The sequence below is a fragment of the Bradyrhizobium sp. CCBAU 51627 genome, from assembly GCF_028128765.1.
Taxonomy (GTDB): Bacteria; Pseudomonadota; Alphaproteobacteria; order Rhizobiales; family Xanthobacteraceae; genus Bradyrhizobium.
The window spans coordinates 104,130-116,506 of the sequence record NZ_LBJG01000087.1; the positions used below are offsets into that span (position 1 = coordinate 104,130).

The 12,377-nt window shown below is 64.5% G+C and carries 13 protein-coding genes and 2 pseudogenes; 13 read left to right on the top strand and 2 right to left on the bottom strand.

The window, feature by feature from the left end; translation table 11 throughout:
* Positions 1-602: 602 nt before the first annotated feature.
* Positions 603-1,018: pseudogene (locus XH88_RS31915) on the bottom strand (four-helix bundle copper-binding protein).
* A gap of 331 nt (positions 1,019-1,349) precedes the next feature.
* Here XH88_RS31915 and XH88_RS31920 point away from each other — a divergent pair.
* The 12 genes and pseudogenes from XH88_RS31920 to XH88_RS31975 all read left to right on the top strand — a co-directional run.
* The gene (locus XH88_RS31920) at positions 1,350-1,904 is read left to right on the top strand and encodes a sigma-70 family RNA polymerase sigma factor (RefSeq protein ID WP_271672187.1); all 555 of its coding nucleotides are present in this window, start codon (positions 1,350-1,352) and stop codon (positions 1,902-1,904) included.
* The gene (locus XH88_RS31925) at positions 1,901-2,542 is read left to right on the top strand and encodes a DUF1109 domain-containing protein (RefSeq protein WP_271672188.1); all 642 of its coding nucleotides are present in this window, start codon (positions 1,901-1,903) and stop codon (positions 2,540-2,542) included. Before XH88_RS31920 ends, XH88_RS31925 begins: the two co-directional genes overlap by 4 nt.
* A 106-nt stretch (positions 2,543-2,648) precedes the next feature.
* Positions 2,649-2,906: a hypothetical protein gene (locus tag XH88_RS31930; RefSeq protein ID WP_271672189.1), complete on the top strand. Its 258-nt coding sequence runs from the start codon at positions 2,649-2,651 to the stop codon at positions 2,904-2,906.
* A gap of 92 nt (positions 2,907-2,998) precedes the next feature.
* A complete protein-coding gene (locus XH88_RS31935; protein ID WP_271672190.1) occupies positions 2,999-3,496 on the top strand; it encodes a DUF411 domain-containing protein in 498 nt (165 codons plus the stop codon).
* Between the two features lie 92 nt (positions 3,497-3,588).
* Entirely contained in the window at positions 3,589-3,945 is a 357-nt protein-coding gene (locus XH88_RS31940; protein WP_271672191.1) for a hypothetical protein, read from the top strand.
* 95 nt (positions 3,946-4,040) lie between these two features.
* Entirely contained in the window at positions 4,041-4,448 is a 408-nt protein-coding gene (locus tag XH88_RS31945; RefSeq protein ID WP_271672192.1) for a FixH family protein, read from the top strand.
* Positions 4,445-5,887 carry an efflux RND transporter periplasmic adaptor subunit gene (locus tag XH88_RS31950; protein ID WP_271672193.1) on the top strand — a complete coding sequence of 481 codons (1,443 nt, stop codon included), beginning with the start codon at positions 4,445-4,447 and terminating at the stop codon, positions 5,885-5,887. The genes XH88_RS31945 and XH88_RS31950 overlap by 4 nt, the downstream gene beginning before the upstream one ends.
* Positions 5,884-9,069 (top strand): efflux RND transporter permease subunit, encoded by a 3,186-nt coding sequence (locus XH88_RS31955; RefSeq protein ID WP_271672194.1) that lies wholly within the window; start codon positions 5,884-5,886, stop codon positions 9,067-9,069. The genes XH88_RS31950 and XH88_RS31955 overlap by 4 nt, the downstream gene beginning before the upstream one ends.
* A 9-nt stretch (positions 9,070-9,078) precedes the next feature.
* The gene (locus tag XH88_RS31960) at positions 9,079-9,207 is read left to right on the top strand and encodes a hypothetical protein (RefSeq protein WP_271672195.1); all 129 of its coding nucleotides are present in this window, start codon (positions 9,079-9,081) and stop codon (positions 9,205-9,207) included.
* 2 nt (positions 9,208-9,209) lie between these two features.
* A complete protein-coding gene (locus XH88_RS31965; protein WP_271672196.1) occupies positions 9,210-9,926 on the top strand; it encodes a c-type cytochrome in 717 nt (238 codons plus the stop codon).
* Between the two features lie 10 nt (positions 9,927-9,936).
* The gene (locus tag XH88_RS31970) at positions 9,937-10,548 is read left to right on the top strand and encodes a class I SAM-dependent methyltransferase (RefSeq protein WP_271672197.1); all 612 of its coding nucleotides are present in this window, start codon (positions 9,937-9,939) and stop codon (positions 10,546-10,548) included.
* A 174-nt stretch (positions 10,549-10,722) separates the two neighbouring features.
* Positions 10,723-10,882: pseudogene (locus XH88_RS31975) on the top strand (MFS transporter); the annotation flags it as partial.
* 2 nt (positions 10,883-10,884) lie between these two features.
* Here the strand turns inward: XH88_RS31975 and XH88_RS31980 are convergent.
* Positions 10,885-11,781 (bottom strand): 3'-5' exonuclease, encoded by an 897-nt coding sequence (locus XH88_RS31980; protein ID WP_271672198.1) that lies wholly within the window; start codon positions 11,779-11,781, stop codon positions 10,885-10,887.
* A 365-nt stretch (positions 11,782-12,146) separates the two neighbouring features.
* On the opposite strand from XH88_RS31980, the gene XH88_RS31985 reads away from it, so the two are divergent.
* Positions 12,147-12,338 carry a CsbD family protein gene (locus XH88_RS31985; protein ID WP_235544635.1) on the top strand — a complete coding sequence of 64 codons (192 nt, stop codon included), beginning with the start codon at positions 12,147-12,149 and terminating at the stop codon, positions 12,336-12,338.
* The last annotated feature ends 39 nt before the right edge of the window (positions 12,339-12,377 follow it).

Below are 12,377 nucleotides of genomic sequence, written 5' to 3' on the forward strand. Positions count from 1 at the left end.
GTCGCGCAGTCACCCCGAATGCCGGAGCGTTCGATGCCGGAGCTACTCGCGGCGAGAGCAAAGCGCTCCAGCCCTGTTTGCGCCAGGCCGGATCCTGCGGCGCCTGGCGGTCGGTCGACGGCCGGGTTGTTCGCTGCGGCTCGCCTCAATTGGTGCAGCCATGCTTCGGCCACGGCCACCCAGCGGGTGGAAGAACACGCGTCCGTTGTAGGGGCTCCGATACCAGACGGTGGTTGAGATAGTGGGACTCTCTTCCTCTACGCCGCGATTGCGCGAAATCCGCCGTAAAACAAGGATTCCCGAAAGGGCCGGCGCCAATTTGTGACCACCGCTGTGTACCACTTCATCGGCCGATTCGGCCGTCAAACTCGACCCATTTCGAGGCGTTTCGGGAAGGATTCGTTAGCCGATCCTTACTCCCGAAACTGCCGGCCTCCGGCTTTCCTGCTCGGCTCCATCGAGAGCGAAAAGGCTTTGAAACATACTCGGTGAAGTTGGCTACACCGTCGCAGCGGGAGACCTCGGCAAGAACATCACCACCTCCGGCCTGGATGTTTTCAAGGATTGCCGTGTCAGCGCGGGCTCGCCGATCAGCAAGGCCGTCAGTGCGCCATGCCCCGTCCGGCCTCTTCGCAAGCGGTCATGCATCGCTGGCAAGCCTCGGCGCAGACCCGACAGTGTTCATGCATCCGGCGTACTTGTTGCACTCCTCGGCGCACAGCCGGCAAGCCGCCGCGCAAGCGTCCAGCATCCGGCGGATCATCTCCTCGTCCGAGCCGGTCCTTCGGGTCGCGATCCTACCTGTGATGTTGCAGATGTCTGCACAATCGAGATTGAGCCGGATGCACTGAGTCAGCGATTTGACGTTGTCCTCGGCGAGGCATGCGTCCGCGCAGGACGTACAAGTCTGGGCGCAGGAGTAGCATTCCTCGATGCAACGGATGAGCGCGTCGTCGGTTTGTCCGCGCACTTGCAGATGCGTGCTGATCATTAGCTGCGCGTGCATGGAAATCTCCATCTCTGGGAACGCTCCGCCCCGCTTCTCCATCCGAGGTGTAGGAAATGGTTTCTATGACCAAGCGGCCCCAAAGGACGGTTCCCGCGAAAGGGGGGGCGGATCCCGGCGGGATTGGAAACGAAGGAGGCGAGATGATGCAAAGGGTCGCTCGGCACTCGCCTGGAATCGAAGGCTCGTGCCCGAAGCCAGCGCAAGGATGCCATCCCGCCAGCGTATGCCTCATACCGGGTGAAGATTGAGGCTGCCCCGCGTAATTCCTGCGCAGTAAGATTTTTCGACTGATCTGTAACCGAAACGATTGCGCGATCGAACTTAGGTGTAGATGGCGAGCATGACCGCGGAAACGGAGCTGAAGGGGCTTATGCTCGCCAGTCAGGAGGGTGACGCGGCCGCGCATCGCATGCTGCTTGAGCGGCTGAGCCGGCATTTGCGCGCCTACTACAAAGGCAAGCTCGCGCAGATCGGTCGAGGCGCAACGGAGGCTGAGGATTTGGTTCAGGAGGCCGTCTTGGCCATTCACGCCCAGCGACACACATTCGATCCGGGGGAGCCGTTGACGCCGTGGCTACACGCGATTGCGCGCTACAAGCTGATCGATTTCCTCCGCCGGAACCGGGCGTTTATGGCCGATGTGCCGATCGAGGAAGCCAGCGAAGTCACCGCGCGCGACGATCACCTCAGCGTGGAGAGCAGCCTTGACCTCCGGCGTCTGCTGAAGCTGCTGCCCGAGAAGATGGGATGCGCGATCGAGGCCGTGAAGGTCGAGGGCCTCAGCGTAGCGGAAGCCGCACGGCGGTGCCGCATCTCTGAATCGAGCGTGAAGGTCAATATTCATCGTGGATTGAGAGCCTTGGCGACGTTGATCGCCCAGAGAGCGCAAACATGAAGACAGACGAACTGATCGCCGCACTCAGCACGAACGTAGAACCGGTCAATCGGCGGGTGGTCGATCGAAGCGTTGGCATCGCGCTGGCGGTCGGAGTTGTCGTTGCGATAGGGATCACGCTCATCGCGCTGGGCGTCCGTAGCGACCTGACGACGCCTCGCGCCGCGATTTTTCTGTTCCTGAAGCTCGCCTTCGCGATCGGAACGGTAGGCGCAGCGTCCCTCTATTTGACGCGGCTTGCCCGTCCCGGAGGAGAGCGAAGGGTCTCTGCCGGATTCGCCGCGCTACCCTTCGCGGCGATTCTGCTGCTCGCCGGCATCCGCCTTGGACAAGCACCGAGCTCGCACTGGGACGAGATGGTGATGGGCAAAGATTGGCTTGAATGCCTCATTTCCATTCCGGTCATTGCCATCGTTCCCTTTGCGGTCGTCATTTGGGCAGTGCGGCAGGCGGCTCCGACCAACCTGGTGCGCACAGGCGCGTTCAGCGGGCTTGTCGCGGGTGGCGTGAGTGCGATCGGCTATGCGCTTCACTGCACCGACGACTCGCTGCCCTTTGTCGCGCTCTGGTATGGCGGCACGATCGTGCTGTGCACGCTCGCGGGCGCAATCCTGGGACCGCGGCTGCTCCGCTGGTAACTGACGTCTCACGTCGGCGTGAGCGTGTAACCGCCGGACGATCGGCTCCGAACTCCTCATTAGAAGCGCAACGCATGCGCTTCAGCAAAATGATGGAGCCGGGACCATGTTGACGAAAAGCCTTCTCGCACTCACGCTTCTGGCGGCGTTGTCCGCCAGTGCCCAGGCGGCCTCGACGATTTCCGACAGAACCTATTGGCCAAACGAGGCCAAGCAGACCGCGCAAGCCAGACCGTTTGTCGCGCAACGCGATCCATACTCGGCGTTCGCCTATGATCGCGGAACGGCGGGGTATCAGCCCGCGACCGCTCCGACGGTCGGCGGACCCGCATGGCGGTATCAGGGCGGACCCAAATCCCGCTAGTTTTCGTGGCCGACGTTCGCTGATTGGCCCATCGAGGGATCGCGGATAAGCTCCGCAATCCCTCTACCTTCTTCATCACGGAGAGGCGTCTGATGACCGACCAAAAACGAAGCGCCGAGAAGGACCGCCTTGCGCGACGGTCCTTTCTGGCCCTGATCGCGGCCGCGACGCTTGGAGCAGCGACCCGCCCCGCCGTTGCCGCTGAACCCATGATCAAGGTCCACAAGGATCCCAACTGCGGCTGCTGCTCGGGCTGGGTACAACACCTGCGCGACGCAGGATTCACGGTCCAGGTGGAGGATGCTTCCGACCTCTCGAACGTCCGGAGCCGCCTGGGCGTCCCGGCCGATCTGGCCGCGTGCCACACGGCAGAGGTGGACGGCTACATCCTTGAGGGACACGTCCCTGCGTCGGCGGTGCGGCGGTTGCTGGCGGAGCGCCCGAAGGCTCTGGGGCTTGCCGTACCCGGCATGCCCGTAGGATCGCCCGGGATGGAAGGTGGACACCCGCAGCCGTACGCGGTGGTTCAGTTTGGACCGGCAGGTCGGACGACGTACATGCGTTTCGTCGGCAAGGAAGCCATCGGCTGACCGTTTGAGAAGGTAACTACCACAGCGTCCGGCTCGCGCATTTGTGAACCGGGGCACTTTCCAGCGTTCCGCCCCTGTGAGACTGTGACCACATGAATGTTCGCCGCTTCTTCAGGTTCCTGCTCGCGGTTCTTGTGACCGCGGGACTGACGGTCGCGCCGCTGGTGACACCGGCGGCGGCGGGACATTCGATGGGCGCGATGCAGATGGCAGACGCGCAAGACATGCCGGATGACATGTCGTGCTGCCCGGACAAGCAGAACAACAAGCAGTGCCAGGACTGCCCGCTCATCGCGATCTGCATGTTGAAGGTACTCCAGACCGGACCGTCGGCGGCAACGGGAAGCATCAGGCAACCCATACGTGAGCTGCTGCGGCCGCTCGATGACATGATTGCCGACGGCCTGACCCGCCCCCCTCCAGACCAGCCCCCTCGATCGATCGTCTGACCGGCGCTGCGGCGCCGGGACGCTGGCGCGCGTCCAGCGCGCGCATTGCGCATGCCGCTTCGGCGGTTCAACAGACGTTTCGAGGAACAGACATCATGAAGATCTCCACTGCTGCGCGCGGGCTGGCCGCCGCGCTGGTCGGCCTTTCGCTCACGGCAGCGCCGAAGTTCGCCTTCGCCGACATCAAGGACTACGAATTCCAACTCGTCGAGCCGACGGTTCAGACGGGCCCCGAGAAGGTCGTGACGGTGCGGCTGGTGAACAGGAAGACCGGCAAACCCGTACCGGACGCGGTCATATTCGCGTCCCGGCTCGACATGGCGCCGGACGGCATGCAGGAGATGGTCACGAAGGTGACCTCGATGCCGGGGACGGAGCCGGGGACGTACCGGTTCAAGGCCAACTTCAGCATGGCGGGCCGCTGGCAATTGTCCCTAGGCGCCAAGGTGCAGGGCGAGACCGGCACGGTCGAAAACAAGCTCGTCGTCACGGCGAAGCAATGAGGCGCGCCATCACCATAGGCGCGGCCGCTGCGATGTGCGCAGCGGCCGGCGCCGCCCTTTACGCGGGCGCGATCCCGCGGGCGAATCCGTTCGCCGGCGCAGTGACGTCGGTCGCCGCAGCGGCCGAAGGCGGCGCGACGATCTACTACCAGGATCCGGACGGGAAGCCGTTCTATTCGCTTGAGCCCAAGAAGACGTCGGATGGGCGCGCTTGGCGCGCCGTGCCGGCGGGTGCCGATGTCAGCTTCGACGAACCTGAGGAGGCGCCGGCGCAGAGCAAGGCGGCGGACGCGAAGGCAGAGCGGAAGATCAAATACTACCGCAACCCGATGGGCCTGCCGGACACCTCGCCGGTGCCGAAGAAGGATTCCATGGGGATGGACTACATCGCCGTCTACGAAGGCGAGGACACCGACGACGGCTCCGTGAAGCTCTCGCTGGGCAAGATCCAGCGCACAGGAGCCAGGTCCGAGCCGGTCGTGCGGCGGCCCGTCACGACCCTGATCCGCGCGCCAGGGACCGTTCAGGAGGACGAGAGACGCGTCTCGGTGGTCGCGCTGCGCTTCGAGGGATTCGTCGAGAGCGTGGCCAACGTCACGACCGGAGATCACGTTCACAAGGGGCAACCGTTGCTGAACGTGTACAGCCCGGCGCTGTCGAGCGCCGCCGCCGAATATCTCTCCGCGATCAACGCCGGCGCCACCGGCAAGGAACTGAAGGGCGCGCGGCGGCGGCTGGAGAATCTCGCCACGCCGGAGCCGGCCATCAAGGAGCTCGAACGCACCAAAGAGATCTCGCTCTCGATTCCATGGCTTGCTCCGCAGGACGGCGAGATCCTCGAGCGCAACGTCGTGCCCGGGATGCGCGCGGGGCCCGGTGACGTGCTGTTCAGGATCGCCGACCACCGCCTGGTCTGGGTGCTCATCGACGTGGCGGAGCGCGATCTGCCGCAGGTCGCCGTCGGCACCAAGGTGACGATCCGGCCGCGGGCGCTCGCCGGCCAGAGCTTCGCCGGCACGGTGGCGCTGATCTATCCCCATCTCAACGCCGCGACGCGCACCGCGCGGATCCGGATCGAGGTGCCCAATCCCGACGAGGTGCTGCGGCCCGAGATGTACGTCGATGCCGAGATCGAGGCCGGCACGGCGGGACCGGTGCTGGCGGTGGCGGAGAGCGCCGTGCTCGACAGCGGAAGCCGCCAGGTCGTCCTGGTCGACAGGGGAGAGGGCCGGTTCGAGCCGCGTGAAGTGAAGCTCAGCCGTCGCGGCGGCGGCTTCGTCGAGGTGACCCACGGCGTGTCGGAGGGCGAGGCCGTCGTCACCTCGGCCAACTTCCTGATCGACGCCGAGAGCAACCTGAAGGCCGCGCTGAAGGGGTTTACCGCGTTCGAGGGTACGCAACCCGCCCAGGCGGCGGGCCCGACGGGAGCGCGCCCATGATCGCCCGCCTCATCGCCTGGTCGGCGCGCAACCTGCTGCTGGTGCTGTTCGGCACCGGCTTTGCCGCTGCGGCCGGAATCTACGCGCTCGTCCATCTGCCGCTCGACGCCATCCCCGACCTCTCCGACACGCAGGTCATCGTCTACACGGAGTATTCAGGGCAGGCGCCACAGGTGATAGAGGACCAGGTCACCTATTCGCTCGCGACCGCCATGCTGACGGTGCCGAGATCCAAGGTCGTGCGCGGCTTCTCCTTCTTCGGGGTCTCCTTCGTCTACGTGATCTTCGAGGACGGCACCGACATCTACTGGGCCCGCTCGCGCGTCCTCGAATTCCTCAACGCCGCGACCTCACGGTTGCCGGCGGGGGTGACGCCGACCATCGGTCCGGACGCGACCGGCGTCGGCTGGGTCTACCAGTACGCGGTAATATCCAAGGAACTGAATCTCGCGGACACACGCACGATCCAGGACTGGAATCTCAAATTCGCGCTGGCCAAGGCCGAGGGCGTCGCGGAGGTCGCGAGCGTTGGCGGCTTCGTCAAGCAGTACAACGTCGTCCTCGACGCTCAGCGGATGCGCGATCTCGGCATCACCATGCAAAAGATCCGGGACGCCATCCGCGCCAGCAACGCCGACGTCGGCGGGCGCACCGTCGAGCTGTCGGAGTTCGAATACGTCATCCGCGGAAAGGGCTACCTGAAGAGTATCGACGATCTCGGTAACATCGTCCTCAAGACCGACAAGGGCACGCCGGTGCTGCTGCGGGACGTCTCCAGGGTCGAACTGGGACCGGACGAGCGGCGCGGCATCACCGAGCTCAACGGCGAGGGGGAAGTCGCCAGCGGGATCGTGCTGCAGCGCTTCGGGATGAATGCGCTCGACGTCATCGAGAACGTCAAGAAGCGGTTCAAGGACATCGCGACCAGTCTGCGGAAATCGGTCGAGATCGTGCCAGTCTACGACCGGTCGAACCTGATCTACGCCGCCATCGACACGCTCAAGCACACCTTGCTCGAGGAAAGTCTCGTCGTCGCGCTGGTATGCGTGGTCTTCCTGCTGCACGTCCGGAGCGCGCTTGTCGCCATCCTGATGCTCCCGGTCGGCGTGCTGATGGCGTTCGGAGCGATGAAGCTGCTCGGGATCGGCTCCAACATCATGAGCCTCGGCGGCATCGCGATCGCCATCGGCGCCATGGTCGACGCCGCCATCGTCATGATCGAGAACGCCCACAAGCACCTGGAACGCGCCAGGCCCGGCAGGTCGCGGATCGCGATCCTGATCGATGCCGCCTCCGAGGTCGGGCCGGCGCTGTTCTTCAGCCTGCTGATCATCACCGTCTCCTTCATGCCGATCTTCACGCTGGAATCGCAGGAGGGGAGGCTGTTCAGCCCGCTCGCCTTCACCAAGACCTTCGCGATGGCAGCGGCCGCGCTGCTCTCGGTGACCCTGGTGCCGGCCTTAATGGTGATCTTCGTCCGCGGGCGGATCGTTCCGGAGCACAAGAATCCGATCAACCGGTTCCTGATATGGATCTACCGCCCGGTCATCAAGGGTGTCTTGCGCGCAAAAACCCTCGTCATCCTGCTCGCGATCGGGGTGCTCGCCGTCACGATCTGGCCCGCCCGCCAGCTCGGCACCGAATTCATGCCGAACCTCAACGAGGGCACGCTGCTCTACATGCCGACGACGCTGCCCGGCATCTCGGTCACCAAGGCGGCCGAACTGATGCAGACCCAGGATCGCATCATCAAGTCGTTTCCGGAAGTGGAGTCCGTCTACGGCAAGGCCGGCCGCGCCTCCACGTCGACTGATCCGGCGCCAACCGAGATGTTCGAGACGGTGGTCAATCTCAAGCCGAAGGAGCAGTGGCGGCCAGGCCTCACGATCGACGGGCTGATCGCCGAAATGGACAAGGCGCTACAGTTTCCCGGCGTGTCGAACGCATGGACGATGCCTATCAAGGCGCGCATCGACATGCTCTCGACCGGCATCCGGACCCCCGTCGGCGTCAAGGTGATCGGCACCGATCTCGTCGAGATCGACAAGCTCGCGAAGCAGATCGAGCAAGTGCTGCGGGTGGTACCCGGGACCTCGTCCGCCTACGCGGAGCGCAGCATCGGCGGCTACTATCTGGAGATCACGCCCGACCGGTCGGCGCTGGCGCGCTATGGAATCATGGTCCAGGACGTCCAGGACACCATCGCGACCGCGCTCGGCGGCCAGGCGGTCACCACCACCGTCGAGGGCCGGCAGCGCTTCACGGTCAACATGCGCTACCCCCGTGACCTCCGGGACGATCCGAAGAAGATCGCAAGCGACGTCCTCGTTCCGATGCCGGCCGGCGGCGCCGTCCCGCTCGCGGAAGTCGCGACCGTCCAACTCGCGAGAGGCCCGACGTCGATCCGGACGGAAAACGCGCAGCTTGCGACCTACATCTACGTGGACATCCGCGACCGCGATCTCGGCGGCTACGTCGCGGAGGCGCAGCGCGCGGTCCAGGCCAGCATCCAGTTTCCGCCGGGCTACTACGTGGTTTGGAGCGGTCAGTACGAATATCTCGAGCGGGCCCTTGCCCGTCTGAAGATCGTCGTGCCGGCGACGCTGCTCATCATCTTCCTGCTGTTGTACCTAAATTTCAGGTCGGTGACGGACACGATGATCGTCATGCTGTCGCTGCCGTTCGCGCTGGTCGGCGGGCTTTGGCTGATGTGGTGGCTCGGATTCAATCTCTCGGTCGCGGTCGCCGTCGGGTTCATCGCACTCGCCGGCGTCGCCGCCGAGACCGGCGTCGTGATGCTGATCTACCTCAACCAAGCGCTCGCGGAGCTCAGGGAGCGCCGCGCCGCCGAGGGTTGGACGCTGAGCCGGATCGACCTCCGCGAGGCCATCATGGAGGGCGCGGTCGAGCGCGTCCGACCCAAGATGATGACGGTGGTCGCCATCATGGCGGGGCTGCTGCCGATCATGTGGAGCACCGGTACCGGCTCCGAGATCATGCAGCGGATCGCGGTGCCGATGATCGGCGGCATGATCTCGTCGACCCTGCTCACGCTGATCGTGATCCCCGCGATCTTCGGCCTGGTCAAAGGCTTCCGTCTGCCTCCTGCGGGCAAACCGCTACCATCGGCGAGGTCGAAAGCGATCGTCACGAAATTGCTAATCTCGGAGCCTGCCAAATGAGGTGATCCAATGATGCAGGACATGATGTCGGGAATGATGGGCGGCATGGGGCTGATCGCAGTGCTGGTCGTGATCGTGCTCGCGCTGGGGGCCGCCGCGCTGGTCAAGTACCTGTTCTTCTCAAAGCGGGGAGATTGAAGATGGATCGCCTTCTCTTCGTGGCATTAGTCGCCTTCTTCGTCTCCTCGCCGGCCGGCGCGCAGCAGGACAGAGTTGCGCGGGGCAAGCGGGATTTTCGCGTCTGCGCGGCCTGTCACTCGCTCGAGCCCGACCGCAACATGACGGGGCCAAGTCTTGCGAACGTCTGGGGAAGGAATGCCGGAGGCCTGCCGAGTTTCGACCGCTACTCCGACGCTCTCAAGGCTTCCGGAATTATCTGGGACGACCGGTCGCTCGATGCCTGGTTGACCGATCCTGCGCGCATGGTGCCGGATAACGAGATGCCGTTCGAGGGCATCAAGGATTCACGCGCTCGCGCGGATCTGTTGGCATTCCTCAAGGAGGCCACCACACCTGGGGCCGCGCCGGAGCGGACGGCCGAAAACCGCATGAACGGGATGGGCGGCATGATGGGAGGGATGATGAGTGGCGGCCGGGCCCCTAATCTGAAGGATCTGGATCCCTCCCAGCACGTCACCGGCATCAGCCACTGCCGGGACACCTATCGCGTGACCACGGCCGACGGCAAGACACGTCACTTCTGGGAGCGCAATCTCCGCCTGAAGACGGATTCCAGCCAAGATGGACCGCAGGGCGGTGCGCCGGCATTGCTACCTGCTGGAATGATGGGCGACCGGGCGGACGTGATCTTCGCCGCGCCCGAGGAGATCAGCAAGTCGATCGCGCCGCAATGCTAGGACAGACCGGATGGGCTTCTACAACGACGTCATCCTTCCCAGACTTTGCGACCTTGCGATGCGCAACAAGGATCTTCTTCCCTATCGGGAGCGGGCGATCCGTGCCGCACAGGGCCGCGTGCTCGAGATCGGCATCGGGTCCGGTCGCAACTTGCCGTTCTACGGACCTGCCGTGAAGCAGGTCGTGGGGCTTGAGCCGGCTACGAAGCTTCTCGAGATGGCGCGACACGCTCCACATCCGGAGACTCCAATCGAGTTTGTGGAAGGTTCGGCCGAGGCGATTCCGATCGAAGGCCGCAGCATCGATACGGTCGTGACGACCTGGACAATGTGCAGCATCCCGAATGTCGATCGCGCCATGACGGAGGCGCGACGGGTTCTGAAACCGGGCGGCAAGCTTGTCTTCGTCGAACACGGGCGCGCGCCCGAACCGCGCGTGCAATGGTGGCAGGATCGCCTGACGCCGGCGTGGAAGCGCATCTCGGGTGGTTGCCACCTCAATCGCGACATTGCCGACCTCCTGAGCAGGAATGGCTTTTACGCGGAAGAGATGCGGACCGGATACATGAACGGTCTGAAGCCTATGACCTTCATGTATGAGGGCCAAGCGAGCACTCGTTGAGGCTTACATCTGGATCTGGAGCGCTCCGGACGCCCTGCCGTGCCGGTGAGCGCCTTGTTCCGGAAGGGCGGCCAGCGGGCCGTTTTTGCCGACGACAGCGGGCGCGCCAAGACTGTGCCGGTCGCCATCGGCCACAGGAACAGCCGGAGGCCGCAGCAGGCAGCGATCACGGTAGGGCCCACGGTCAAAACGCATATCGCGATCGATCGGACGATGGTACTGCTGTCGTTCGCGTTCGCCGCCGCCTGGACGGTGACATCGGCCATGGCGGCGCAGCTGCCACATTGTCGAAGCGTTCGGCGCGACGCCGGCGCAGGCCGTCTTCGCCGCCCTCCATCAGACCCGGCCGGAGAACCGTGTGAATGCGGTCAGCCTCTGCACGGTTGGCTCGACGTCCTGCATGTAGATCTGGGTCCGTAGGAACGCGATCTCGTCGGCGAGAGCGGCCTCGTCGACGTCTATGAACCAGGACTTGGGACGCCCGTCGCTGCCGTCGTTCCACCGGTAGCCCCTGCGCTTCAATGAGTCCTTGAGTTCGAATGCGGTCTGCTCCGCCCAGACCCGCAACGTCGGCTTGCGGGCGGTCTCCAGCAGTAGCGCGAGCGCCGGCGCGCCCGTCGTCGGCAATTCGAAGGCGAGGACCTCGAGCAGGGCGTGGCAATCGTCGACCGCACGGTGCGCCTGGTGGAAGAAGCCTGCGCCGTTCAGCAGATAGCCAAGCTGCGCGCCTGCGAAGCCGTGAGCGCGCCAGTCGATCTCGGTCGCGCTGCAGGCCCAGGCCTTGTGCTCGAACACCGGCCAGTAGCGCTCGACGAACCTCCGGTCGAAACCACTGTTATGAGCGATCGTGACGACTGAGTCGCCGACGAAGTCCGTCACGGCCGCATCGTCGAGCCGGTGCCCCGCCACCATCTCGTCGGTGATTCCGGTGAGTGCAGTGACCTCCGCGGAAATCGGCACGCTGGGCTCATTGAAGGCCGAGAACGTGTCACGGACGCCGACGATCCGTCCGTCCGGCGTGTAGTCGAACTTGACCATCCCGAGCTCGATGATCTCGTCTTTCGCGCCGTCGAGGCCGGTCGTCTCGGTGTCGAGCAGGACGCCGGTCCTGACCTCCTGCCCTGCAGTCGGGACGTAGATCGGTCGGGCGACCAGGCGCCGCAGGACCCGGTAGTCGGGCGACCGGCTCAAAGCTTCGGCCATGGCAGTCAGATCGGTCGTGTCCTGTAACATCGCTGCTCGGAAAGGCTGCCAGAACCGGTCGGCTGGCTCACCGGCAGAATATCCGCAGCGCCGGTGATGAGGTACCTGAAAAACAAGCGATTCACGGGCTTTTCGGCCGTTGTGCATTCGATAGCGGGCATCCGGTCTGCATTCGTCGTTGCAGCGGCGGCTGATCGTCAGCGCGGGCGGCGATTGGGGCATGCATGGCCGCGCGTCCGGTCCTGCCGCCAATAGCCGACATTGCGAACGCCCCAGCTCGCTCGGCCAAGGGCCCCCGTTCAGAGTGTTCGTTGAAAACACCGTGCTTTGTTCTGCGAGGAACCCCTGCGCAACGCTTTCGTTGTGCTGTCTTCCAGACAGCGAAGGATACGATCATGGACCGCGAACATGTGAAGGGCGCCGCCGACAAGGCAAAAGGCGCCATCAAAGAAGGTGCCGGCAAGCTCACTGGCGACAAGGACTTGGAAGCCGAAGGCAAGATCGACAAGGCCAAGGGATCCGCCCACAACGCCGCGGGGGACGTGAAGGATGCGGCGCGGGACGCCGCTGACGCCCTCAAGAAGTAAGCAGAAGAAGCTTAGATCAAAGACTGGCCGCCCCCGGGC